Origin of the sequence: Pseudorhizobium flavum (assembly GCF_044142885.1) — a bacterium.
Classification (GTDB): Bacteria; Pseudomonadota; Alphaproteobacteria; order Rhizobiales; family Rhizobiaceae; genus Neorhizobium; species Neorhizobium flavum.
This window is the reverse complement of the sequence record NZ_JBIOKZ010000001.1, coordinates 49,152-71,910: the sequence shown is the minus strand read 5'-3', so window position 1 is coordinate 71,910 and position 22,759 is coordinate 49,152. Positions and strand designations below refer to the sequence as shown.

Sequence of the window (22,759 nt, the reverse complement as noted above, 5' to 3'; positions counted from 1 at the left end):
TGGCGCTGCCGCCATTCACTTACCTGCACGGGCGTGGTCGCCGATGAACTTCTCGACGGCCCTGATCTCCGAAGGCAGGATGTCGAAGCGCTCCTCCCTGTTCATGAGATCGCCGAGCCATGATGGGAGCGCCGGGTCAATTCCGCAAGCGGATTTTACCGCGGCCGGGAACTTGGCGGGGTGGGCCGTGGCCAGTGTTACCATGGGGCTGCTTGGTTTTGCGTGCTTCCTGGCCACGAAGACTGCGGTCGCCGTGTGCGGGTCGAGCAGGTACCCGGTATCGGCCAGCGTTTCGCGGATTGTCGCAGCGACCTGCTTTTCAGTCGCCCGTGCAGCGCGGAATTCACGTCGGATCGCCTTCAGCGCATTCATCTCGATTTCGAAGGCGCCGGACTGCTTGAGGCCAGCCATCGCGGCACGAACGGCCACTGGGTCGCGCCCATGGGCCTCAAACAGAAGTCGCTCGAAGTTCGACGAGATCTGGATGTCCATCGAAGGCGAGGTGGTCGCCTTGACCGCCCGCATCTCGTAACGACCGGTCTTCAGGGTGCGGGCCAGGATGTCGTTGTCGTTCGTGGCGATCACCAGCCGCTCGATGGGCAGGCCCATGCGCTTGGCGACGTAGCCGGCAAAGATGTCACCGAAGTTTCCGGTTGGAACCGTAAAGGAGATCTTCCGGTCAGGGCCGCCGAGCGATAGCGCTGCCGTGAAGTAGTAGACGACCTGGGCCATGATGCGGGCCCAGTTGATTGAGTTCACGCCCGAAAGCCTGACGCGGTCGCGGAAGCCCGCATCGTTGAACATCTCCTTCACCAGCGTCTGGCAGTCGTCGAAATTGCCTTCGATCGCCAGCGCATGCACGTTGGCATCCGGCGACGTGGTCATCTGGCGTTGCTGGACCGGCGACACCTTTCCCTTGGGGAAGAGAATGAAGATATCGGTCCGGTCACGCCCCGCGAATGCATCGATTGCCGCGCCGCCCGTGTCGCCGGATGTCGCACCGACGATCGTGGCCCGCTCGCCGCGCTCGGCAAGGACATGGTCCATCAGCCGCGCAAGCAACTGCATGGCGACGTCCTTGAAAGCCAAGGTCGTGCCATGGAAAAGCTCAAGAACGAAATCATTCGGCCCCGTCTGCACCAGTGGTGCAACGGCGGGATGCCGGAAGGTGGCATAGGCTTCGTCGATCATGGACCGCAGCTTGTCGGCAGGGATCTCCTCGCCCGTGAAGTGGCGCAGGATCTCGAACGCCACCTCCTGGTAGGACTTGCCGCGCAGGCCCCGGATCTCCCGCTTCGTCAGGACCGGCCACTCACGCGGCACATAGAGGCCGCCATCGCGCGCGAGGCCTGCGAGAAGCGCATCACGGAAGCCGAGAACCGGTGCTTCTCCGCGGGTAGAAATGTACTCCACTACCTTCAATCCCCAATCGATTTTTGTTCGCGCCGCTGATATAGACCACTAAAATCGGCGGCGAAAGGCCGGAAGACAGCATCTTTCGGCGCGTTTGGTGCAGACCCGAATGGTCGAGCCGGAATTGTATGGAGAGGATCGAGTACAGTGATTGGTACAACAGCGCGTAGTCTTCTGTCGGTATCGCTTCTGGCCGTGCTTGCCGGCTGCAACTCATCCTCACCCACTTCGGGCCTCACGGGCGCTGCGCCAGCCGCTACGGCGCAGGCCGAGCCCACGCCCGTCGTCCAGGCATTCTGCCCGCCCGTTGTGATGCGCGAGGAAACGGCGATCCATCGGGCCTATGCCCGCGGCGGTCAGGACAATCCCGAAAAGCTGATGTATCAAGCCTCGCTCGCCGATGCGACGCGCGCTTGCACCGCAAACGAGACGACGATAACCATCAACGTCGTTGCGCAGGGGCGTATCGTGGCAGGCCCGGCGGTGAGCGCCGGACAGGTGAACCTTCCCGTGCTCGTGGAAGTGGTTGACGGCGACAACGTGATCTATTCGCAGACCGTTAGCTTCCCGGTGGAACTGCCGACCACGGGCACTCAGTTCGTCTTCAGCAAGCCCGATGTGCAGATCCCGAATGCGCAAGGGGGCGCCTCACGCTTCACGCGCGTCCGCCTCGGCTTCGACACCGGCTCGAAGCGATAAAGCTGTTCCAGCAAACGTGGAAGCCGGTTTCACGTCCGGGATTGCTTTGGAATAGACAACCTCAGAGGGCGCCGGCCCATTCGGTCAGCGCCGCGGTCACGGCCGGCAGGTCCATCATCCGCGAGATCACCGTTTCAGCACCCGCATCGGTGAGCCGGTCGGCATGGCTCGGATAAGTGTGCGACGCGCCTGTGAAGCCCACGACTCGCATGCCCGCTGCCCGCGCGCCGTGGATGCCGTGGACGGAATCCTCGATGACCAGCACGTTTGAAGGCGACACGTCGAATTGCTGTGCGGCATGCAGGAAGATGTCCGGCTTCGGCTTCACACGGTCGGGCCCGAGGTCCTTCGCGGAGAAGATGTGCGGGGCGAAGTAGGGCTTCAGGCCGACCTTCTCCAGCATCATGTCCAGCCGGTGCGCGCTGGAGTTCGAGCAGATGCATCTCTGCGTCGTCAGCCGCGACAGTGCGAACGTCACCCCTTCGATTATCTTAACGTCGCGGGCGAGACGGGCATCGAGAAGCTTTTCCGACCTGTCGATGAGTGAAGCGGAGAGGGGGATGTCGACCTCCTTCTCGACCTGCAGAAGGATGTTGCGCCAGGTCATACCGGCAAAGCGCTCGCCCATCTCCTCGACGCTGATGGGATAGCCGGCCTCTGTCAGCAGCTTCGATTCGACCTGTGCTGCGATGATTTCGGAATCGACGAGCACGCCGTCGCAGTCGAAGATGATGAGGTCGAAACCGCTCATGATGGAAAACTCTTTGGCTGGGGAGGACGAGGGCGCTCTACATCACGGCGGCGCCGGCCACAATGTGGGGGCTGTCTATTCCAACGGAAAGAGGGCGAGAAATTGGCGCTCACCTGTCTGGGTGAAGTGGACCGCCCGGCTGTTGTCGCTGCGCTTTGCCCAGCCCTCGCTAAGAAAGCGGGAAAGCAGCGCCTTTCCGAGTGTGCCGGCGAGGTGCGAGCGGCGTTCGCTCCAGTCGAGGCAGGACTTGCACAGGGGACGCCGCGAGGCGGTCAGGGCATCGAGATCGACGCCGATCCTGTGCAGGCCTTCGCGGCCGGTCTCGGTGACGATAAGCTCGCCTCCCGTGTCCGCGATGGCGCCACTTCGAATGAGGCTGTCGAGCATGCGAACGCCATAGTCGCCAGCGAGGTGATCGTAGCACACCCGCGCCTTGCGGAGCGCCGGGTCTTTCGGGCCCGGTCGGTGGCGGAGATGCCCGCGGCTGGCAGCAAAGCCCATGATCGTCTCCAGCAGCGCTCCCGTCGCCGCATCGGCCAGCGCGAAATAGCGATGCCGCCCCTGCTTGCGCTGGTGCACCAGCCCGCCCTCTTCCAGTTTTGACAGGTGGGAGCTTGCCGTCTGCAGCGTCACGCCGGCGGCCTGCGCCAGTTCGGTTGCCGTCAACGCCTGCCCGCCCATCAGTGCCGTTAGCATGTTGGCGCGGGCTGGGTCGCCGATGAGGGTGCCGATGCGGGCAATGTCAGGTCCTTCCTTCATAGTTCGATCATAGCCGAAGCATCTGCGACAGACAAGGCGCTATCCTGTAGGCGTTCATATGGAGATAATCATGATCACCTGCTTCATCCGCTACGAGATCGACCCCTTCGGGAGGGAAGCTTTTGCCGACTACGCGCGCAAGTGGGGAGAGGCCATTCCCCGCTGTGGGGCCGACCTCATCGGCTATTTCGCGCCCCATGAGGGATCGGCCACCACGGCCTACGGCGTCTACAATATCGAAAGCCTTGCCGCCTACGAAGCCTATCGGCAGCGCCTTGCGCAGGATCCGCTGGGGCAGGAGAACTACAGGTTTGCGAGCCGTGAGCGCTTCATCCTGCGCGAGGATCGCATCTTTTTGAAGAATGTCTCGCTGCCGCACGCTCCGCTGGTGAAGCCATGATCGCCGTCATTTTCGAAGTCGTGCCCTACATGGGCGAGCGCCATCGCTATCTGGACCTTGCGGGCGAGCTGCGCGCGGAACTGGAAAAGATCGACGGCTTCATCTCGATCGAGCGGTTCGAGAGCCTGACCATGCGCGGCAAGATCCTGTCGCTCTCCTTCTGGCGCGATGAGGAAGCAGTCCGCCAATGGCGGAACCTGGACGCGCACCGGGCGGTGCAGCAGGCGGGCCGCAACGGCATCTTCGCCGACTACCGCCTCAGGATCGGTCACGTGATCCGCGACTACGGCATGTTCGAGCGGGCCGAGGTGCCGGAGGACAGCCGGGCGCTGCATGATGGGTGATATCGATAGCTACTCGCCAGAACTCGTCTTCATCGTGAGGATCGCCTGTTTGAGCAAAGGCAGATCGTGATTGACGACACTCCAGATGACGTCGTCTGCGATGCGGTGATATTCATGCCGCAGAATATTTCCCATCCCGCGGATCGACGGCCAAGGAATTTCTGGTGCCTGCTCCAGCAGTTCCCCTGGAATGTGTTTGCTGGCCTCTGAGATGATTTCGATCGCCCGCTGAATGCCAAGTCTCAGAATGTGATTCCGCTCGATCGCCTCGCGCGTCTCCCCCGACACAGTCGCTTCGATCAGGGCGATCATCTCGAGGATGTCGTCCAGGATTAGTTCCACCTTCCGCGTCATCAGAAGATCCGGATGGCCGAGGTCTCAATCTTCTCTTTCAGCCGAGGATGGAGACTGCTCCTTGTCGTTACGTCGACCTCTGTCGACAGCTCGTCCTCAAGATAGATTTTGATACCTGCCAGGTCGACAAGAGAGAACTTTCGTGATGGATCGTAGTCGATGAACAGGTCGAGGTCACTCGTATCGCTTGCCTCGTCGCGGGCCACCGAACCGAACAGGTAAAGCGACGTGGCGCCACGCGCCTTTATGGCGTCCGCCTTTGCTTTCAGCTTCTCGATCGCCTCGCTTCTCTTCATGCGGAAATTCTACCGTACTCGAAGCTTCGTTGCCATAGAGGCAGATAATTCGCGAAATTGCTGCAGCCCTTCAGGCTTTGGTAACCAACATGGGTAACCATAACGGACAGTAAAGTACCGAGTAAGCGTAACAGCGAGTATCCCATGGCAGCAGTCCTTCCGCTTGCCGATCTGCGTCAGCAGGGTCGGCCGGGCACCTGGCTCAATACCATCATCAAGGGCGACTGCGTCGCCGCACTCGAGGCGCTGCCCGATCATTCGGTCGACGCGATCTTCGCCGATCCTCCGTACAACCTGCAACTCGGGGGCACGCTTCACCGCCCGGACCAGTCGCTGGTCGATGCGGTCGACGACGACTGGGACCAGTTCGCCTCCTTCCAGGCCTATGACGCCTTTACCCGGGCATGGCTGCTCGCCTGCCGCCGGGTGCTGAAGCCGAACGGCACCATCTGGGTGATCGGCTCCTACCACAACATCTTCCGCGTCGGCACCATGCTGCAGGACCTGAACTTCTGGCTCCTCAACGACATCGTCTGGCGCAAGACGAACCCGATGCCGAACTTCAAGGGCCGCCGTTTTCAGAACGCCCACGAGACGATGATCTGGGCAAGCCGCGACCCCAAGGCCAAATCCTACACGTTCAACTACGATGCCCTCAAGGCCTCCAATGACGACGTGCAGATGCGCTCCGACTGGCTCTTCCCGATCTGCTCTGGCGGCGAGCGTTTGAAAGGCGAAGACGGCAAGAAGGTGCATCCGACGCAGAAGCCGGAAGCGTTGCTCGCGCGCGTCATCATGGCCTCGACCAAGCCCGGCGACGTCATTCTGGATCCGTTCTTCGGCACCGGCACGACCGGCGCCGTCGCCAAGCGCCTCGGCCGCAACTTCGTCGGCATCGAACGCGAGCAGGACTATATCGAAGCTGCATCGGCGCGGATCGCGTCGGTCGAGCCTCTCGGCAAGGCGGAACTGACGGTGATGACTGGCAAGAAGGCCGAGCCGCGGGTCGCCTTCAACACGCTCCTGGAAAGCGGGCTCGTGAAACCGGGCCAGGTTCTGACCGATGCCAGGCGTCGCTGGAGCGCCATCATCCGTGCCGACGGAACGCTGGCCGCCGGTGGCGAGGCAGGCTCCATCCACCGGCTTGGGGCGAAGGTGCAGGGTCTGGACGCCTGCAACGGCTGGACCTTCTGGCACTTTGAGGAAGGATCTGCCCTGAAGCCGATCGATGAGTTGCGATCGGTCATCCGCAGCGGCTTGGCGAACCTCGACTGACGATCCACCGTCACGCGAGGCTTTGGCTTCCCCGGCCGGTTTTGTACCTCTAGTCCCGGCTGGGGATAATTGACGCCCGGAGGAGGCTGACCTCCGGGCGTCAATCTTGTTCAGGCATCGATGCCGAAGGAGGCAAGGTCGCGCCTCAGTTTCTCGGCGCCGGTGAAATGCACCGCGTGCCAGCCAGCTGTTCGTGCGCCTTCGACATTGGCCAGTGAGTCGTCGATGAAGAGTGTCGCTTCCGGGGCAAGGTTGAAATCCCGAGCGTGCTTCTGATAGATCGCGACATCGGGCTTGATGAGCTTGATCTCTCCGGAAACAGTCACGCCGCGCGGCTTGTTGAGGAATGGATACATTTCGCGGGCGTGGCGGAACGTGTCGGCTGCGAAGTTCGTCAGCATGGTGACGTCCCGACCGGCATCGATCAATCCTTCCATGATCGCGACGCTGTCCTCGTAGGCATAGGGCACCATCTCGTGCCAGTACCGCCGGAAGTGGCGGATCTGCTCCTCCTTCTCGGGAAACTGCTCGATCAGCAGGGCCTCGGCATCCTCCCAGCTCCGTCCACGATCCTGTTCAAGGTTCCAGTCATGGGTGCAGACATTCTCGAAGAACCATGTCCGCTCAGCATCGTCGGGAATGAGCCGGCGATAGGGAAGGTTCGGGTCATAGTGGATCAGCACCTTGCCGATGTCGAAGACGATATGGTCGATCGGGCCTGCCATCATATTTCCTTAGCGGTTGGGATCTTTCTCGAAAGCCAGGGGAATAGCCTGGCTGATTACCTTTTTCATGACGGTCGGCAAGGCCTGCGCGCCGAGATTGGCGACCGGCTCCCACCATCCCCCGGGATGGATGGTCTCGTCGGCTTTGGCCCGGAACACGGAGAGCCGCAGTTCGAAGTGCGTGAACACATGGGTGACCGTCCCGCAGGATTGCCAGGCAGACTGAAAGGGAGCGTGGTCGACGGTCTGGCCGCCGTCCTGTCTGGCGGTCCAGTCAGTCGTCGGAACCTCCGTCATACCTCCAAGGAGCCCGCTGTCGACCCTCCGTCGCAGCAGGACGTCTCCTTCCGGATTGACGGCCACGAAGGCAGCGCCGAAACGCACTGGCTTTTCCTTCTTCGCCGCTTTGACCGGAAACCGCTCCGGGTCGTGCTCGGAAAATGCCAGACAGTGGTCGCGAAGGGGACAGATGGCGCAGGCGGGCCTTTTCGGCGTGCAGATGGTCGCGCCGAGATCCATCATGGCCTGGGCAAAGTCACCAGGGCGGTCCTCCGGCGTCAGGTCCCGCACCCGCGCCTTCATCAGCGGTTTCGATCCGGGAAGGGGGGCATCTATCGCGTAAAGGCGGGAGACAACCCGCTCCACATTGCCGTCCATGACGGCGGCAGGGCGGTTGAAGGCGATCGCGGCAACGGCGGCAGCGGTGTAATCGCCGATGCCGGGCAACGCCCGCAAGCCGTCTTCGGTATCGGGGAATACCCCGCCGTACAACCCGGCCACGGCCTCGGCGCATTTCTTCAGGTTGCGGGCGCGGGCATAGTAACCGAGCCCGGCCCAGGCGGCCATCACATCCTCGGTCGGGGCCGCCGCCAGATCCGCTACGGTAGGCCACGCGGCCAGGAACTTGGCGAAATAGGGCTTCACCGCCTGAACCGTGGTCTGCTGCAGCATCACTTCCGACAGCCAGATATGGTACGGGTCGGGACGTTTTCCCTGCGCCGCCGCGGTGGGCGTCATGCGCCATGGCAGGTCGCGATGGTGCCTGTCGTACCATGCGAGCAATTGCCGTATGATGGCCGGGGGAGTGGTCACGTGCTGGAAATGCCTGTGCGTCTGGTCTAGATGCTCTCCTATCGTCTCCATGATCACGCCGTCAACGAGAGCTGAGCGGCGTGCCGTGGTGAGACCGCCTCCGGTTCGCGGACTTGCGGAAGGATTGTCGATTGGCCAACGAAGCGAAGACCTTTGCTCGCAAGCGCGAGATGCAGATTGCGGAAGTCGCGAACGGCATCATCGATCCCGTGCTTGCGCGGCGCGCCGGCATCTCCACCGCCCTGCTGAGCTCCTGGGACGAGATCGCCGGCGAGGAATTCGCCGATTGCAGCCGCCCGGAGAAGATCGCCTGGCCCAGGCGCGACGCCTCAGACGAGGCAGGCGGCTATCAGGCGGGCGTCCTGACGATCGCCTGCGAAGGTGCGCGGGCTCTCTTCCTGACCCATGCACAGGGGGAACTGATCGCCCGCATCAACGCCTTCTTCGGCTTCCCGGCTGTGCGCCAGATCCGCATTGTCCAGAAGCCCGTCTCCCAGGCCGTCCGGCACCGGCGCGCTTTACCGCCGCTGAAGGGGGAGGCGGCGAGACGGCTGGAGGACATGATGGAGGGGATCGATAACGATGCGCTGAAGAAGGCGGTCACCCGGCTCGGCACAGCTGTTCTTCAAAAGAAGCGCTGAAATGTACAGGCGCTGTTCAGCTTCAGGCTGTCACAAAGCTTTGAAGAATTTCACGAAGCCATCCCTTGTTCGCTTCCGGGCGGCAGGATACGGATGGCGGCAAATTTGAAGTTAAGGCAGGTGTTCGATGAAAAAGACCGAAGTCACCCTTACCCGGCGCGCTCTTCTCGGAGGCGTGGCAGCCACGGCTCTGGTTCTGGCCCTTCCGCTCGCTGCAACTGAAGCTTTTGCCCAGGAATTGCCGGAGTCCCAGGGTGACGTGGACATGGCGGAGGTCGTCAAGCCCGGTCCGCTGCCGGAAATGGCGATCGGGGAAGAAAACGCACCCGTCACCATCGTCGAGTACATGTCGATGACCTGCCCGCACTGCGCGACCTTCCACAACAATACGTTCGACGAGATCAAGAAGAACTACGTGGATACCGGCAAGGCCCGCTTCATCATCCGCGAGTTCCCCTTCGATCCGCGCGCTGCTGCGGCCTTCATGCTGGCACGCTGCAATCCGACCAAGCCTGAAGAAGCAAGCACACCGGCACAGTATTTCCCGATGGTTTCCATGCTGATGAAGCAACAGGAAGCCTGGGCCGGAGCACAGGATGGCCGCGCAGCCCTGCTGCAGATGTCGAAACTCGCCGGTTTCTCACAGGAGACTTTCCAGGCCTGCTTGACGAACCAGAAACTTCTCGATGATGTGAACGCGACGATGAAGCGCGGTGCCGACGAATTCGGCGTCAATTCGACGCCGACATTTCTCATCAACGGTAAGCGCTATGCGGGGGCCATGTCTGTTGAAAGCATGTCGGCTCTTATCGACAGCCTTCTCTGAGCCCGTTCATGACATGAGCGGCGGTCGCACCGGTGCGGCCGCTTCCTTCCTTCGGTGCGCGGCATGAAGTTCAATAAGCTGCGCGTCCTCGGCTTCAAGTCCTTCGTCGAACCCACGGAATTCATCATTGAGCGCGGCCTGACCGGCGTGGTCGGCCCCAATGGCTGCGGCAAGTCCAACCTTGTCGAGGCGCTCCGCTGGGTGATGGGGGAAAATTCCTACAAGAACATGCGCGCGTCCGGCATGGACGACGTCATCTTCTCCGGCTCCGGAAACCGACCTGCCCGCAATACGGCGGAGGTCATGCTCTTCCTCGACAATTCCGACCGGACCGCACCTGCCGCCTTCAATGATTCCGATGAGATCCAGGTATCGCGCCGCATCGAGCGGGAGAATGGTTCGGTCTACCGGATCAATGGCAAGGAAGCCCGCGCCAAGGATGTCCAGCTTCTCTTTGCCGATGCATCGACGGGCGCGCGCTCGCCCTCCATGGTCGGGCAGGGCCGGATCGGCGAACTGATCAACGCCAAGCCGCAGGCACGCCGCCAGCTGCTCGAAGAGGCGGCCGGGATATCCGGTCTGCATTCTCGCCGTCACGAGGCCGAATTGCGATTGCGGTCAGCCGAAGGCAATCTGGAGCGGCTCGAAGACGTGACGGCGCAGCTGGAGAGCCAGATCGAAAGCCTGAAGCGCCAGGCGCGTCAGGCAAACCGCTTCAAGATGCTGTCAGCCGATATCCGCGCCCGCGAAGCCATGCTGCTGCATATCCGCTGGGCTCAGGCGACGGAAGCGGAGGCGGAAGCGAACACCGCTCTCAACCAGGCTACGATGGTGGTCGCCGAGAAGGCGCAGGCGCAGATGGAGGCGGCGAAGGCCCAGGCGATCGCCGGCCTGAAGCTGCCGGAACTGCGGGAGGAAGAAGCCAAGGCCGGAGCCGCGCTGCAGCGAATCCAGATCGCCCGCACCCAGCTCGACGACGAAGCCGGTCGTCTCTTGAAGCGACGCGACGAGCTTTCCCGGCGCCTGCTGCAGCTGGCGGAGGATATCCGACGCGAGGAGCGTCTGGTTCAGGACAATGCTTCCTTCCTGGCCAAGCTCGACGACGAGGAGGGAGAGATCAACGAACTCCTCGCCGATTCCGGAGCTGAGGCGGAGGATCTGCAAGAGGCCTTCCAGACGGCCGCGGCTGCGCTTGCAGAGAGCGAAAAGCTGTTCGCAGCGATCACGGCCGAGAAGGCGGAGGCGGCAGCGTCGCGCACGCAGCTTGAACGGCTCATTCGCGACATCGGCGAGCGTCACCATCGGCTCGACCGCCAGCGACAGGATGCCGAGGCGGAACTGCAGGCAATTGCCGGAAGACTGTCTGATCTAGACGATCCCGCCGAGCGTCGCGAGGCCGTCGAAGCAGCGGAGTTCGCCTTGGAAGAGGCTGGCGCGGCTGTGGAAGAGGCCGAGGTGGCACTTGGCTCGGCCCGCGCGTCCGAAGCCATGGCTCGTAAGCCGGTGGAGGCAGCACGCTCGCGTCTGAACGCTGTGGAGACCGAAGCGCGCACCATTTCCAAGATATTGGCAGCCTCCGAAGCCTCCGGCGATTTTTCTCCCGTGGCGGAGGCCATTCGCGTCGACCGGGGCTATGAGGCCGCCCTAGGTGCGGCCTTGGGCGACGATCTGGAAAGCTCGACGGATCCCGGCGCTCCGGCATATTGGACGAGGAACGGCGACGTCGCAGAGGATCCGGCGCTGCCTGCCGGATGCGAGCCGCTGCTTCAGCGCGCGACTGCGCCCCCAGAGCTGACGCGCCGTCTGGCCCAGATCGGCGTGGTTGCGCAGGAGGACGCTCTGCGGCTGATGCCGCAACTGAAGCCCGGCCAGCGGCTGGTGACGCTGGAGGGGGCGGTCTACCGTTGGGACGGACATATCGCCGGATCGGAAGCGCCCGGAGCGGCAGCACTCAGGCTCTCGCAGAAGAACCGTCTCGCTGAACTGGAAGGGGAACTGGAGGAGGCGCGGATCGTGCTCGCGGATGCGGAGGAAGCTCTCTCTGACGCCGCAGCCGGGATTGCCGCTGGTGAAGCCCGTCTTGCCGAAGCACGGGATCGTAGCCGCATGGGGTCTCGCCGGCTCGCGGAAGCGCGGGAGGCACTGGCAGCCGCCGAGCGGGCTTCAGGCGATCTCTTGCGTCGCCGAGATGTCGTCGCGGAGGCGCTGGGCCAGGTTCGCGGCCAGATCGACGAGGTGCGGCTACAGGAAGAGAATGCTCGGGTTGAACTGGAGGACGCCCCCGATCTGTCGGCGCTGGATGAGCGTCTGCGGGCACAGCAGGCGGCAGTGGCGACGGACCGCGGTATCCTGGCCGAGGCGCGTGCCCGGTTCGAGGGGCTGAGCCGCGAGACCGAGGGGCGTAGGCGCCGCTTGGCGGCGATCGCACAGGAACGTTCCGCATGGCAGGCGCGCGCGGCGAGCGCCGAGGATCATGTGGCGACACTGCGCGAACGCGAGGAGGAGGCGCGTGAGGAACTCGTGGACCTGGAGGCGGCGCCCGAGGAATTCGAGGAGCGCCGCCGCATGCTTCTCACCGAGCTTCAGAAGGCAGAAGAGGCGCGTCGCGCCGCCGCCGATCGCCTTGCGGAAGCCGAGACGCGGCAGCGTGAGGCGGACCGGCTGGCAGCCACAGCGCTCTCGGAGCTTGCCGAAGCCCGTGAGAAGCGGGGTCGTGCCGAAGAGCGGCTCGTATCCGCTGCCGAACGGCGTCACGACAGCGAGGTCTCGATCCAGCAGGCGCTCGGAGTGGCACCCCGGGAGGTGCTGCGGCTTGCCGGCCTTGCGCCGGGCGCAGAGCTTCCCGAGATGCGCGACATCGAGCGCGAGGTGGATCGCCTGAAGATGGAGCGGGAGCGGTTGGGCGCCGTAAACCTGCGCGCGGACGAGGAGCAGAAGGAGCTTTCGGACAAGCTAGACGCGCTGATCCGCGAACGGGACGATGTCATCGATGCCGTCCGCAAGCTGCGCGGAGCGATCCAGAGCCTCAATCGTGAGGGCCGCGAGCGGCTGATCGCCGCCTTCGATGTGGTCAATACCGAGTTTCAGCGACTGTTCACCCATCTCTTCGGCGGCGGTACCGCCGAACTGCAGCTGATCGAATCGGACGATCCGCTGGAGGCGGGCCTTGAGATCCTGGCCCGGCCGCCGGGCAAGAAGCCGCAGACTATGACGCTCCTGTCCGGCGGCGAACAGGCGCTGACTGCCATGGCCCTGATCTTTGCGGTCTTCCTCACCAACCCGGCACCAATCTGCGTGCTCGACGAAGTGGACGCGCCGCTCGATGACCATAATGTGGAGCGCTACTGCAACCTGATGGACGAGATGGCTGCCTCCACCGAGACCCGCTTCGTCATAATTACCCACAACCCCATCACCATGGCCCGAATGAACCGGCTCTTCGGCGTCACCATGGCGGAGCAGGGGGTTTCGCAGCTCGTCTCCGTCGACCTGCAGACGGCCGAACTGCTGCGCGAGGCGGTCTGATCCCCGCGATTGTTGCGTTGCAACATAATCCGACCCTCACGCGTTTTCAAACGGCTGCAAAAGCTGTATTCGTCCTGAGACAAGCGAGGCGGGTGGAGAGCGTTTGATGAAGAAGTGGGTTTACCGCTTCGGTGGAGGAAAGGCCGAGGGAGGCGTGGCCGATGTCGCGATGCTTGGCGGCAAGGGTGCAAACCTGGCAGAGATGGCAAGCCTGGGACTGCCCGTTCCTCCCGGTCTGACGATCGTTACCGACGCGTGTGCCTGGTATTTCGAGAACGGCAAGACCCTTCCCGACGGGCTGAAGGAACAGGTCCTGGAGGGAATATCCGCCATGGAGGCGGAGACCGGCAGGACGTTCGGCGGCTCGACCCGTCCGCTCCTCCTGTCCATCCGCTCGGGCGCGCGTGCGTCCATGCCCGGCATGATGGACACGGTCCTCAACCTCGGACTGAATGACGAGACGGTTCAGGCGCTCGGCCACGATGCCGGGGATGCCCGCTTTGCCTGGGACAGCTACCGACGCTTCATCCAGATGTATGCCGATGTCGTCATGGGACTGGACCATGAGGTCTTCGAGGAAATCCTCGAGGACGAGAAGGCTCGGTATGGCCATGAATACGACACCGATCTTTCCTCCGTCGAATGGCAGCACGTCGTCAGCCTGTACAAGCAGGTGATCGAGGAGGAATTGGGCGAGAGCTTCCCGCAGGATCCGCACGTGCAGCTCTGGCAGGCGATTGTCGGGGTCTTCTCGAGCTGGACCAATCCCCGCGCCACGACCTATCGCAGCCTCCACCGCATCCCCGAGCACTGGGGCACTGCCGTCAACGTGCAGGCCATGGTCTTCGGCAATCTCGGTTCCTCCTCGGCGACCGGCGTTGCCTTCACGCGCAATCCCTCCACTGGCAGGAAGGAGCTCTACGGGGAGTTCCTGGTCAATGCGCAGGGCGAGGATGTCGTGGCGGGAATCAGAACCCCTCATTCGCTTACCGAGGATGGGCGTATTTCCTCTGGCTCCGACAAGCCATCGATGGAAAAGCTGATGCCCGAGACGTTCCGGGAATTCAAGGCGATCTGCGACCGGCTGGAAGCCCACTATCGGGACATGCAGGATCTTGAGTTCACGGTCGAGCGCGGCAAGCTCTGGATGCTGCAGACCCGGTCCGGCAAGCGCACCACGCGCGCCGCCCTGAAGATCGCCGTCGATCTGGTGGACGAGGGCGTGATTACGCAGGAGGAGGCGGTGTCGCGCATCGAGCCCCCCTCGCTCGACCAGCTCCTGCATCCGACCATCGATCCCAGGGTCGAACGGGTGGTGCTGGGATCCGGCCTGCCCGCATCCCCCGGTGCGGCGGCTGGGGAGATCGTCTTTACGGCAGAGGAGGCAGTGGAGGCCGAGGCTGCAGGCCGCAAGGTCATCCTGGTGCGTATCGAGACGAGCCCGGAGGACATCCACGGCATGCATGCGGCCGAGGCCATCCTGACGACCCGAGGCGGGATGACCAGTCACGCTGCCGTCGTGGCTCGTGGCATGGGCATTCCCTGCGTCGTCGGCGCCGGCACGCTGAGGGTTGATCTGCGCAACGAGCAATTGCTGTGTCCCGGTGGCGTGATCCTCGGTCGCGGCGACACGATCACCCTCGACGGCTCGTCGGGGCAGGTGCTTCGCGGCAACGTGCCGATGATCCAGCCGGAGCTTTCCGGCGATTTCGGTCGCCTCATGGAATGGGCCGACAAGGCGCGCCGCATGTCCGTACGCACGAACGCCGACACGCCGCAGGACGCCCGCTCGGCACGCTCCTTCGGTGCGGAGGGAATCGGTCTGTGCCGGACCGAGCATATGTTCTTCGAGGGCGACCGCATCCAGGTAATGCGCGAGATGATCCTTGCCGAGGATGAAGCGGGCCGTCGCGAGGCGCTCGATCGGCTCCTGCCGATGCAGAGATCGGACTTCACCGAGCTCTTCGCGATCATGCATGGCCTGCCCGTGACGATCCGCCTGCTCGACCCGCCGCTCCACGAATTTCTGCCGAAGTCGGACGAGGAGATCATCGAGGTGGCACGGGCGATGGAGCTGCAGCCGGCCTTCCTGCGCCGCCGGATCGATGCGCTTCACGAGTTCAATCCCATGCTTGGCCATCGCGGATGCCGGCTGGCCATCTCCTATCCGGAGATCGCCGCCATGCAGGCGCGTGCGATCTTCGAGGCGGCCGTGGCTGCCGCCCGGTCGACGGGCGAGGCTGTCGAACTGGAGATCATGGTACCGCTGGTCGGGCTTCGCTCGGAACTCGACTACGTCAAAGACTGCATCGATCGGGTGGCAAATGAGGTGAGCCGAGAGGCCGGCATGTCGATCAACTATCTTGCCGGCACGATGATCGAGCTGCCGCGTGCGGCCCTTCGGGCGCACGTGATTGCAGAGACGGCCGAATTCTTCTCCTTCGGTACGAACGACCTGACCCAGACGACTTTCGGCATGTCACGTGATGACGCCGCGACCTTTATCCCGACCTACCAGCGGAAGGGCATCCTAGAAGAGGATCCCTTCGTCTCACTGGATTTCGACGGGGTCGGCGAACTGATCCGGATCGCCGCGGAACGGGGCCGTGCAACCCGGCCGAGCTTGAAGCTTGGTATCTGCGGCGAGCATGGCGGCGACCCGGCCTCGATCACCTTCTGCGAGCAGACCGGCCTCGACTACGTGTCCTGCTCCCCCTTCCGCGTGCCGATCGCCCGCCTTGCCGCGGCGCAGGCCGCGATCGCGCAGCGAAGGGGCAGCGCAAGCCGAGCCGGGTGAGGCAGCCGCCTTAGTGGCTGGCAAAGACTTCGGTGCGGCCGTCCCTGCGGATGAGGAGAACGTCGTAGGGTTCCGCGCCCGCACCTTCCATCCCCGGGGAGCCGATCGGCATACCAGGTGCTGAGAGCCCGATCGCGTCTGGGCGCTCGTCCATCAGGCGCTGCACATCGGATGCCGGAACATGCCCCTCGACGACATAGCCCGCAACGATGGCCGTATGGCAGGAGGCCGTGTCGGCGGTAACGCCGGCTTTCGACTTCACGACGTCCATCGTTTCAGGCGCAACGTTGGTAGCCGAAACCGCAAAGCCGTTTTCTCTCATGTGCGACATCCATCCGCCGCAGCAGCCGCAGCCGGCATCCTTGAACACGCTGACGCTTGCCGAAAGCGCGACGGATGCAGAAAGCAGGCTGAAGGTTGCGCTCAAGAAGAGGGTTCTAAACGTCATGGCACGGCTCCAGAGAGGTGGGTCTGCCTCCGGATGAGGCTGATCTTTTCGTAGCTGCAACACAGCGAACGCTCCTTGCGCTGGCTCAAGCTGTCAGTCCCCGTCCTTGATGATGATGCGACGCTCGACATACATGGGCCCCCACATCGTGCTGGCCTGCCTGTCGCGCCAGCTGCGCATCTCCGCGCGGCGGTCGAGCTCGAGGTCGAGCAGGCATTGCGCCATCGCATCCGTCCCCCGCCTGAACCCGTATCCGGCACAGGTTCGCTCGTCGGCTGCCCGGCGTTCTTCCGGCGTCATGGTCTGGCAGGCCGCCAGCGGCATGCACAGGAGAGCAAGGACGATACTCAGTGGTCGACGCATGCGAAGCTCCAGATGCGGCGTTCAACGGGACGCGTTTCCTTATCACGCGTCATGTTCTACACAGACAGGCATGCCGTCGCAAATCCAGGTACCGCTGTTTCCATGACCATCCGCTATGTCCGGCCCGTTTCCCATTCCGCCTATGCCGCCCGTCGCATCGGCCTTGCAGCCCTGGTCCTGTTCGTGCTGGCCGTGCTCGCCCATCGCTTCGGGCCCCTGCGCACGCCTGACTTCCTGGCACTCGTCCTGATGTCCGCCGCCATCGCCGCCGCGGCCGTGCCGCTGGCGCTGGTCGGTCTGATCCGCCTCTGGCAGCAGGGTGCTGAGGGCGGCATGGCTTCGGCAAAGGCACTTGTCTATGCCGGCGTGCCACTTGGCTTCGTCGCCGCCGGGGCTGCCCTCTACCTGACACGGCCGCCGCTCAACGAGGTGAGTACCGATCTGGAGGATGTTCCGGCCTTCCTCTCGCGCCCGCAATACGACCAGCAGTGGTTGGCGACCGTGACGACAACACGAGCCGCTGAGCGCCAGGCACAGCTTGCGGCCTATCCCGGTCTCGCCGGCCGCCGGTACGAGGGGGCGCTCGATCGTGTACTCCAGGGGGTAGAGGCCGCGGCGATTTCAGCTCGGATCGACATTACCGAGCGGAAGGGGTTGGAGTTGCCGGAGCTGCAGGAGCTGAAGGACTCGCTCCCCGGTCAGGAGCCGCAACCGGACGACGCGGTCGCGGAGGTCGGTGAAGTGCCGATACCCCTGCCTCGGCCGGAGCCAGCTCTTCCCGGCATGGTCGCGTCGCCGACGGATCAGGATGTCCTGCTGCAGGGTGAAACAGAGACGCTCGTCCTGGGGCTGCCCTTCGATATCGTCATTCGGCTGCGCGAGGATGTCGAAACCACCTTCGTCGATGTCCGGGTCGCCTCACGCTACGGCGCCCACGATCTCGGCATGAGTGCCGAGATCGCCGACGATTTCCTCGATCGGCTGGACGCCGAACTTCTGGGGATCGCGGGAGGCTAGGGGAAAGCCTCGGCCTCCGCGTCCAACGGTTCAGTCGCTGCCGAGGCCGAGCTTGTCGAGATCGACAGCGGCTGCGCCTTCGAGAACCTCGCGTGTCAGGGTGGGGGCCATCACCCGAATATCGTCACCTTCGCGGGTGATCTCCAGCGCGCTCCAGTCGACCAGGACATCCTTGTCGCCGATCCCAAGAAAGCCGCCGACCTCGACGGCGACCGCCGCGACCGTGCCGTCCAGGTTGAGAAGCACGTCCTCGATCTCGCCGATCTCTTCTCCATCGGCGCCGTAGATGTCGAGGTCGTCGATGCGGCCGGCAAAGAGATAGCTGGGCGCCGCCCCCTGGACAGCATCCGGCAGCACGACGATGGGTGCCTGGATCGGAGCTTGGGCAAATGCTGCTCCGGAGAAAAGGGTAATGGCCGTCGCGGTCGCGATTAGGGTGGTCTTCATGCTTGCCTCATCTGTTCGCTTGGCGGCGCAGCCGGACAGCTGCACCGGACGGCGGACAACGGCGCTTGGCGCCGGATGTTCCCGGAGGCCCTGCAGAGTTCAAGCGGGGAAGTAGGCGCCCTTCAGGGAGGGTGGTCCTTCCGTCGTCACCCGGCCCTTTTCGACCAGGTCTTCCAGATGCGCCAGTACGGAAAGTGCGGCAGCGCCATGAAGACGCGCGTCGGTTGTCGCATAGATCGCCTTCACCATGTCCGGGATCAGCCGGTCGCCCGATCTGATCCTCTCGAGAACCGCCCGCTCGCGCATCCGCCGATGGGCGCGCAAGCCCCTGAGGAAGGATGCCGGTTCCCGCACCGGACCCCCGTGGCCGGGAAGGAAGAGGCGGTCGTCGCGGGCAAGCAGTTTTTCCAGCGACTCCATGAATCCCGCCATCGACCCGTCCGGTGGCGCGACGATCGTGGTCGCCCAGGCCATGACATGGTCGGCGGAGAAGAGGAGGCCGGTACCGTCGAGCGCGAAGGCGGTGTGGTTGGCGGTATGGCCGGGCGTGTGGATGGCCGTCATCCGCCATCCATCGCCTTCGATTGCGTCACCGTCGGAGACCCGGATGTCGGGCACGAAAGTCGTGTCGGCGCTTTCGGCGAAGGGGTTGGCCTCACCCGCAAAGAGGGGCCGCGCAGACCGGTGCGGCCCCTCCGCGATGATCGATGCGCCGGTCTCCTGCTTCAGCCGCCGGGAAAGCGGCGAGTGATCGCGGTGGGTATGACTGACGAAGATATGCGTGACCTCCCGGCCCTTGAGAGCCGCCATTAGCGCCCGGAAATGCGCCTCGTCCTCTGGGCCCGGATCGATCACCGCGACCGAGGAGTCCCCGACGATGTAGGTATTGGTGCCGTGGAAGGTGAAGGGCGAGGGGTTGTTGACGGTGATGCGTTGCACGTTGTCGGCCATGGGCACCGCCTCCCCATGGGCCGGCTGGAAGACAAGGTCGAATTCCGGTTGCCGCAGATCCTCGTTCTCGGCCATGTATTCTCCCTGGCGCTGGGGCATTTTGCTTTGCCTCTCTCTAGCACGGGCGCCTGGCGGAAATCTTCAAAAACGTCAGCCGGGATGATTGCCGCCGGAGCGAAGCTTTGCTAGAGCAACCGCACTCGCCGGCCAGCGACCCAATACGCGTCGCGGCCTGCCATGGTGGGGCGTAGCCAAGCGGTAAGGCAGCGGTTTTTGGTACCGCCATCCCCTGGTTCGAATCCAGGCGCCCCAGCCAAGCCTCCCTTTTCAAGCCAACAATGCAGGTTTTCCGGCACTTCTTGCTTAGCTGGGAATCGAGATTCGCAAGCGTACTCCGGTTACCCAATCCTTTAGATCGTAGTACGTTGACGCTCCAGCAGCACTCCCAGCCGCAGACTCTCCTGGACGATGATGTCCAGCTCCTCGCGCTGCGTCCGATGATTGTCGATCGCCACCCGAAGACAGTGCTCTCCGTGGACCGTCGTGTCGGAAAGAGCAGCGATCCCTTCCTAGCCCACCCCATTGGGAATGGTACTACCTCGTAGCCTCGATACGTCCTTCTCTACGCAACGATCGACCTTCAGGCTGCAAATTGCCTTCGCCACTCCATGGCCTCATGCTAACGCGCCGCTATCTCGGCGGAACCCTGGACTGCGGCAGTACGCGACAGCGTGCGTGACATCACCAGCCGGCTTCACTGCAGGTCGTTCGGTCACATCATTCTTGGTCCAGCGAGTATAGAACCCAGCTATAACAGAGACTTATCCCTATACGATCTTCTTATAGACCTGGTCGCAATCCCTATTGGCGGCTGCGGGAAAAAAAGCGCAGGTTCCAGCCCACAAGAGCATCAGGCAGCGGATGTACGAAAAGACATCCTGCGTGTGCCGGCTCTGATGAGGGAGGGATAGCATGAAGACGGCTTTGATCGTTGGTGGCTCACGCGGAATTGGAGCGGCGACTGTCCAGGCTATGCGCGCCGAAGGGTGGAAGGTCGAGGCCACCTCCACTTCGGGCAAGGACGGATCAATCGTGGTGGACATTCGCGATCCGACGAGCGTCGAGGCCGCCTTCGCCGAGGCAAAGGCACGGCTCGGCAAGCTGGATTGCGTCGTCGCCAATGCCGGCATCAATGTCCCGCCGGGGCCGCTTGCGACTTTTGACAGTGACCGGATGCGCGATCTGGTCGAAACCAACATCGTCGGTGCGTTCAATGTGCTCAAGGCCGCTGCCGCTAGGGTCGAGGACAATGGTGTCATCATTGCGCTGACGACATCGCTGGTCCGCCATGCCGTGCCCGGTGTCGGGCCCTATGCGGCCACCAAGGCTGCCGTCGAGGCGCTCCTGCGTTCACTTGCCAAGGAAGTCGCCGGCAGGGGCATTCGCGTCAACGGCGTGGCACCGGGTCCCGTGGATACCGATCTCTTTCGCGCCGGCAAGGATGAGGCAGCAGTCGCCCGGTCGGCCGCAATGTCCCCGTTCAACCGCGTCGGAAGCCCGGAGGAGGTGGCCGCTGTCGTCGCCTTTCTCGCATCCGACCGCGCGAGCTGGGTCTCGGGCCAGATCATCCAGCCGAATGGCGGGTTGATCTGATCATGCTGACGCTTCTCCATTCCCCCGCCTCGCCATTCGCGCGAAAGGTGCGGATGGCTGCGATGGAGCGGCAAGTTCCACTCCATTTGGAGATCGTGCGCGTCGACCCGGTGGTCAGGAACGACCACCTCGCGGATATCAACCCGCTGGCAAAGATCCCGGTGCTGAAGACGCCGGATGGCCCGATCCACGACAGTCGGGCGATCTGTCGCTTCATCGACCGTCGGGGGGCGGGGCCAAGCCTCTACGGCTCGGAGACGGCAGACATATGGGAGATCCAGGTCCTTGAGTCGATCGCCGATGGCGTGATGGAGGCGGCCGTCAACCTTCGCTACGAACTGGTGAACCGGCCGGCCGAATTGAGGTGGCCTGAATGGATCGCGGCGCAGCGTCTGCGTATCAGCGCCGGCCTCGATCATTTTTCGGGGCGGATAGCCCAGTTGGCGGCTCCGCATATCGGGACGATCGCCGTTGGCGCGGCGCTGGAATATCTCGATTTCCGTCACCCCGAACAGGAATGGCGGGCAGCATTTCCAGCACTTGCGGATTGGGTGAGCACCTTCGCCCAGGAGGAGATCATGCGCGCCACTGTCTACCCGGCGGCCTGAGGAGGGCTTATGCCCGCCGCTGCTCGCGCAGCGGCAATACTTCGACATCCATGTAGCTATAGGGAGGAAGCAAAATGGAAGAGACCAGCAAATTCATCCTGTCCCGGCGACAGATCCTGAAGACCGGTGTCGGCACCGGCGTGCTCATGGCGTCGGGGCTCGCAGCGCCGTCGATCCTGCGGGCCCAGGAGCAGCCTATCGTGCTGGGGCACCTGGTGCCGCTGACGGGGTTCCTGGGAACGCTCGGGCAGTACGCTATCAACGGCCTGAAGCTCTCGGTCGATCAGATCAATGAAGCAGGTGGTGTCAATGGTCGCAAGCTGCAGATCATTGCCGAGGACTCCATCAATCCGGAAACTGCGGCGACCAAGGCGCAGCGCATGATCGAACGCGACAAGGTCGACGTACTGGTGGGCGAGATATCGTCGGCCTCGGCACTCGCCATTTCCGAAGTGGCAAGCCGCAACAAGAAGCTATTCATAGCCACCGGACCGCGGTCCGACGTCCTTCGTGCCGATCGATGCAACCGTTACATGTTCTGCACGGACATCCCGAATGCCGTCATGGTCAATGCGGTGGGAACGGCGCTGAAGCAGCAGGGGATGGTGGAAGGCAAGAAGTTCTTCACCGTGACCTCCGACTATGTCTTCGGGCACGATCTTCTGAAGGCAGCAAAGGCCTTCTTCGCCGCCAACAATGCCGAACTCGTCGGCGATGACCTGGTGCCGACCGACGCCACCGACTTCTCCGCCAACATCCTCAAGATCCGCCAGGCCCAGCCGGACGTGGTCTGCCTCAACCTTGGCGGTAACCAGGTCACCAATTTTCTCAAGCAGTACGCGGAATTTGGGCTGTCCATTCCAACCATCGGCTTCAACCTCAACACGGCGGATGCCTGGGCGGCCGGCATGGGCAATTTCGGAGGCGTCTGGCCTACCGTATGGTTCGACACGATCGACACCGCCGGAACCAAGAAGTTCGTCGAGGACTACAAGGCGGCATATGGCGGGCAGATCCCGGAAAACCATGCCTGGATCGAGTACATCACCGGAAACATCCTCGCGAAGGCTTTCGAAGCCACCGGGGGCACCGACAACGAGAAGATCATCGACTACTTCGAGACGGAAGCGGAGTTCGACATTCTCAAGAACAGGCCGGCCTACTTCCGCAAGTTCGACCATCAACTGGTTCAGGAAGCGTACTCGTTCTCCGTCAAGCCGGAAGGCAGCTATTCGACCGTCTACGACATGCTCGAACTAGGCGCCGTCGTGCCGGCCGAAGGCGAGAAGCTGACGAGCATCTATCCGGAAGACACCGGCGCCTGCAAACTCTGAGTTCGCAAGCGGCGGCCCCACCCCCGCGGGAAACATTTCCG

General features: G+C 63.3%; 23 protein-coding genes and 1 tRNA gene. 13 read left to right on the top strand and 11 right to left on the bottom strand.

The features are described from left to right. Nucleotides 1-15: 15 nt before the first annotated feature. Nucleotides 16-1,413: a threonine synthase gene (thrC, locus tag ACEPP2_RS00365; protein ID WP_395515440.1), complete on the bottom strand. Its 1,398-nt coding sequence runs from the start codon at nt 1,411-1,413 to the stop codon at nt 16-18. Nucleotides 1,414-1,560: 147 nt separating this feature from the next. On the opposite strand from thrC, the gene ACEPP2_RS00360 reads away from it, so the two are divergent. Beyond that, entirely contained in the window at nt 1,561-2,112 is a 552-nt protein-coding gene (locus tag ACEPP2_RS00360; RefSeq protein ID WP_142590102.1) for a PilZ domain-containing protein, read from the top strand. Between the two features lie 61 nt (nt 2,113-2,173). Here the strand turns inward: ACEPP2_RS00360 and ACEPP2_RS00355 are convergent, their stop codons facing one another. Both ACEPP2_RS00355 and ACEPP2_RS00350 read right to left on the bottom strand, forming a co-directional pair. Beyond that, the gene (locus ACEPP2_RS00355; RefSeq protein ID WP_395515439.1) at nt 2,174-2,863 is read right to left on the bottom strand and encodes an HAD family hydrolase; all 690 of its coding nucleotides are present in this window, start codon (nt 2,861-2,863) and stop codon (nt 2,174-2,176) included. Between the two features lie 75 nt (nt 2,864-2,938). Continuing rightward, a complete protein-coding gene (locus ACEPP2_RS00350) occupies nt 2,939-3,622 on the bottom strand; it encodes an ArsR/SmtB family transcription factor (RefSeq protein ID WP_142590104.1) in 684 nt (227 codons plus the stop codon). Nucleotides 3,623-3,692: 70 nt separating this feature from the next. Here ACEPP2_RS00350 and ACEPP2_RS00345 point away from each other — a divergent pair, with 70 nt between their 5' ends. Both ACEPP2_RS00345 and ACEPP2_RS00340 read left to right on the top strand, forming a co-directional pair. Beyond that, nucleotides 3,693-4,022, top strand: a complete 330-nt coding sequence (locus ACEPP2_RS00345) for an NIPSNAP family protein (protein WP_395515438.1) — start codon at nt 3,693-3,695, stop codon at nt 4,020-4,022. Then, on the top strand, nt 4,019-4,366 hold the full coding sequence (locus tag ACEPP2_RS00340; protein ID WP_395515437.1) for an antibiotic biosynthesis monooxygenase family protein: 348 nt from the start codon (nt 4,019-4,021) through the stop codon (nt 4,364-4,366). Before ACEPP2_RS00345 ends, ACEPP2_RS00340 begins: the two co-directional genes overlap by 4 nt. 9 nt (nt 4,367-4,375) lie before the next feature. Here the strand turns inward: ACEPP2_RS00340 and ACEPP2_RS00335 are convergent, their stop codons facing one another. Further along, entirely contained in the window at nt 4,376-4,678 is a 303-nt protein-coding gene (locus tag ACEPP2_RS00335) for a HepT-like ribonuclease domain-containing protein (protein WP_395515436.1), read from the bottom strand. A gap of 41 nt (nt 4,679-4,719) precedes the next feature. Continuing rightward, nucleotides 4,720-5,016 carry a nucleotidyltransferase family protein gene (locus ACEPP2_RS00330; RefSeq protein WP_395515435.1) on the bottom strand — a complete coding sequence of 99 codons (297 nt, stop codon included), beginning with the start codon at nt 5,014-5,016 and terminating at the stop codon, nt 4,720-4,722. Nucleotides 5,017-5,160: 144 nt separating this feature from the next. Between ACEPP2_RS00330 and ACEPP2_RS00325 the strand changes: the two genes are divergently transcribed. After that, entirely contained in the window at nt 5,161-6,291 is a 1,131-nt protein-coding gene (locus ACEPP2_RS00325; protein WP_395515434.1) for a site-specific DNA-methyltransferase, read from the top strand. A gap of 110 nt (nt 6,292-6,401) precedes the next feature. Here ACEPP2_RS00325 and ACEPP2_RS00320 read toward each other — a convergent pair whose 3' ends face one another. Together ACEPP2_RS00320 and mutY are read right to left on the bottom strand one after the other, a co-directional pair. Continuing rightward, nucleotides 6,402-7,016 carry an HAD family hydrolase gene (locus tag ACEPP2_RS00320; RefSeq protein ID WP_395515433.1) on the bottom strand — a complete coding sequence of 205 codons (615 nt, stop codon included), beginning with the start codon at nt 7,014-7,016 and terminating at the stop codon, nt 6,402-6,404. Between the two features lie 9 nt (nt 7,017-7,025). Then, the gene (gene mutY, locus ACEPP2_RS00315; protein WP_395515432.1) at nt 7,026-8,159 is read right to left on the bottom strand and encodes an A/G-specific adenine glycosylase; all 1,134 of its coding nucleotides are present in this window, start codon (nt 8,157-8,159) and stop codon (nt 7,026-7,028) included. Nucleotides 8,160-8,278: 119 nt separating this feature from the next. On the opposite strand from mutY, the gene ACEPP2_RS00310 reads away from it, so the two are divergent. The 4 genes from ACEPP2_RS00310 (at nt 8,279) to ppdK (ending at nt 15,897) form a co-directional block, all read left to right on the top strand. Then, nucleotides 8,279-8,749, top strand: coding sequence for a DUF721 domain-containing protein (locus ACEPP2_RS00310; protein ID WP_395515787.1), 471 nt, complete (start codon nt 8,279-8,281; stop codon nt 8,747-8,749). 127 nt (nt 8,750-8,876) lie between these two features. After that, the gene (locus ACEPP2_RS00305; protein WP_142590111.1) at nt 8,877-9,575 is read left to right on the top strand and encodes a DsbA family protein; all 699 of its coding nucleotides are present in this window, start codon (nt 8,877-8,879) and stop codon (nt 9,573-9,575) included. Nucleotides 9,576-9,638: 63 nt separating this feature from the next. Then, complete coding sequence (locus ACEPP2_RS00300; RefSeq protein ID WP_395515431.1) at nt 9,639-13,100, top strand: chromosome segregation SMC family protein; 3,462 nt, start codon at nt 9,639-9,641, stop codon at nt 13,098-13,100. Nucleotides 13,101-13,206: 106 nt separating this feature from the next. Then, complete coding sequence (gene ppdK / locus ACEPP2_RS00295) at nt 13,207-15,897, top strand: pyruvate, phosphate dikinase (protein ID WP_395515430.1); 2,691 nt, start codon at nt 13,207-13,209, stop codon at nt 15,895-15,897. A gap of 10 nt (nt 15,898-15,907) precedes the next feature. Here ppdK and ACEPP2_RS00290 read toward each other — a convergent pair whose 3' ends face one another. Both ACEPP2_RS00290 and ACEPP2_RS00285 read right to left on the bottom strand, forming a co-directional pair. Beyond that, nucleotides 15,908-16,345, bottom strand: a complete 438-nt coding sequence (locus tag ACEPP2_RS00290) for a DUF411 domain-containing protein (RefSeq protein WP_077548065.1) — start codon at nt 16,343-16,345, stop codon at nt 15,908-15,910. 93 nt (nt 16,346-16,438) lie between these two features. Continuing rightward, on the bottom strand, nt 16,439-16,708 hold the full coding sequence (locus tag ACEPP2_RS00285) for a hypothetical protein (protein WP_077548063.1): 270 nt from the start codon (nt 16,706-16,708) through the stop codon (nt 16,439-16,441). 102 nt (nt 16,709-16,810) lie between these two features. Here ACEPP2_RS00285 and ACEPP2_RS00280 point away from each other — a divergent pair, with 102 nt between their 5' ends. After that, nucleotides 16,811-17,725: a DUF1499 domain-containing protein gene (locus ACEPP2_RS00280; protein WP_395515429.1), complete on the top strand. Its 915-nt coding sequence runs from the start codon at nt 16,811-16,813 to the stop codon at nt 17,723-17,725. A gap of 30 nt (nt 17,726-17,755) precedes the next feature. Here the strand turns inward: ACEPP2_RS00280 and ACEPP2_RS00275 are convergent, their stop codons facing one another. Next, nucleotides 17,756-18,172: a PRC-barrel domain-containing protein gene (locus ACEPP2_RS00275; RefSeq protein WP_395515428.1), complete on the bottom strand. Its 417-nt coding sequence runs from the start codon at nt 18,170-18,172 to the stop codon at nt 17,756-17,758. A 99-nt stretch (nt 18,173-18,271) separates the two neighbouring features. Continuing rightward, on the bottom strand, nt 18,272-19,180 hold the full coding sequence (locus ACEPP2_RS00270) for an MBL fold metallo-hydrolase (protein WP_395515786.1): 909 nt from the start codon (nt 19,178-19,180) through the stop codon (nt 18,272-18,274). A 184-nt stretch (nt 19,181-19,364) separates the two neighbouring features. Between ACEPP2_RS00270 and ACEPP2_RS00265 the strand changes: the two genes are divergently transcribed. From ACEPP2_RS00265 to ACEPP2_RS00250, 4 genes are all read left to right on the top strand, one after another. Next, a tRNA-Gln gene (locus ACEPP2_RS00265) sits at nt 19,365-19,439 on the top strand. 656 nt (nt 19,440-20,095) lie between these two features. Then, nucleotides 20,096-20,776 (top strand): SDR family NAD(P)-dependent oxidoreductase, encoded by a 681-nt coding sequence (locus tag ACEPP2_RS00260; protein WP_395515427.1) that lies wholly within the window; start codon nt 20,096-20,098, stop codon nt 20,774-20,776. Between the two features lie 2 nt (nt 20,777-20,778). Then, the gene (locus tag ACEPP2_RS00255; protein WP_395515426.1) at nt 20,779-21,384 is read left to right on the top strand and encodes a glutathione S-transferase family protein; all 606 of its coding nucleotides are present in this window, start codon (nt 20,779-20,781) and stop codon (nt 21,382-21,384) included. Nucleotides 21,385-21,458: 74 nt separating this feature from the next. Continuing rightward, entirely contained in the window at nt 21,459-22,718 is a 1,260-nt protein-coding gene (locus tag ACEPP2_RS00250; RefSeq protein WP_395515425.1) for an ABC transporter substrate-binding protein, read from the top strand. Nucleotides 22,719-22,759 lie beyond the last annotated feature (41 nt).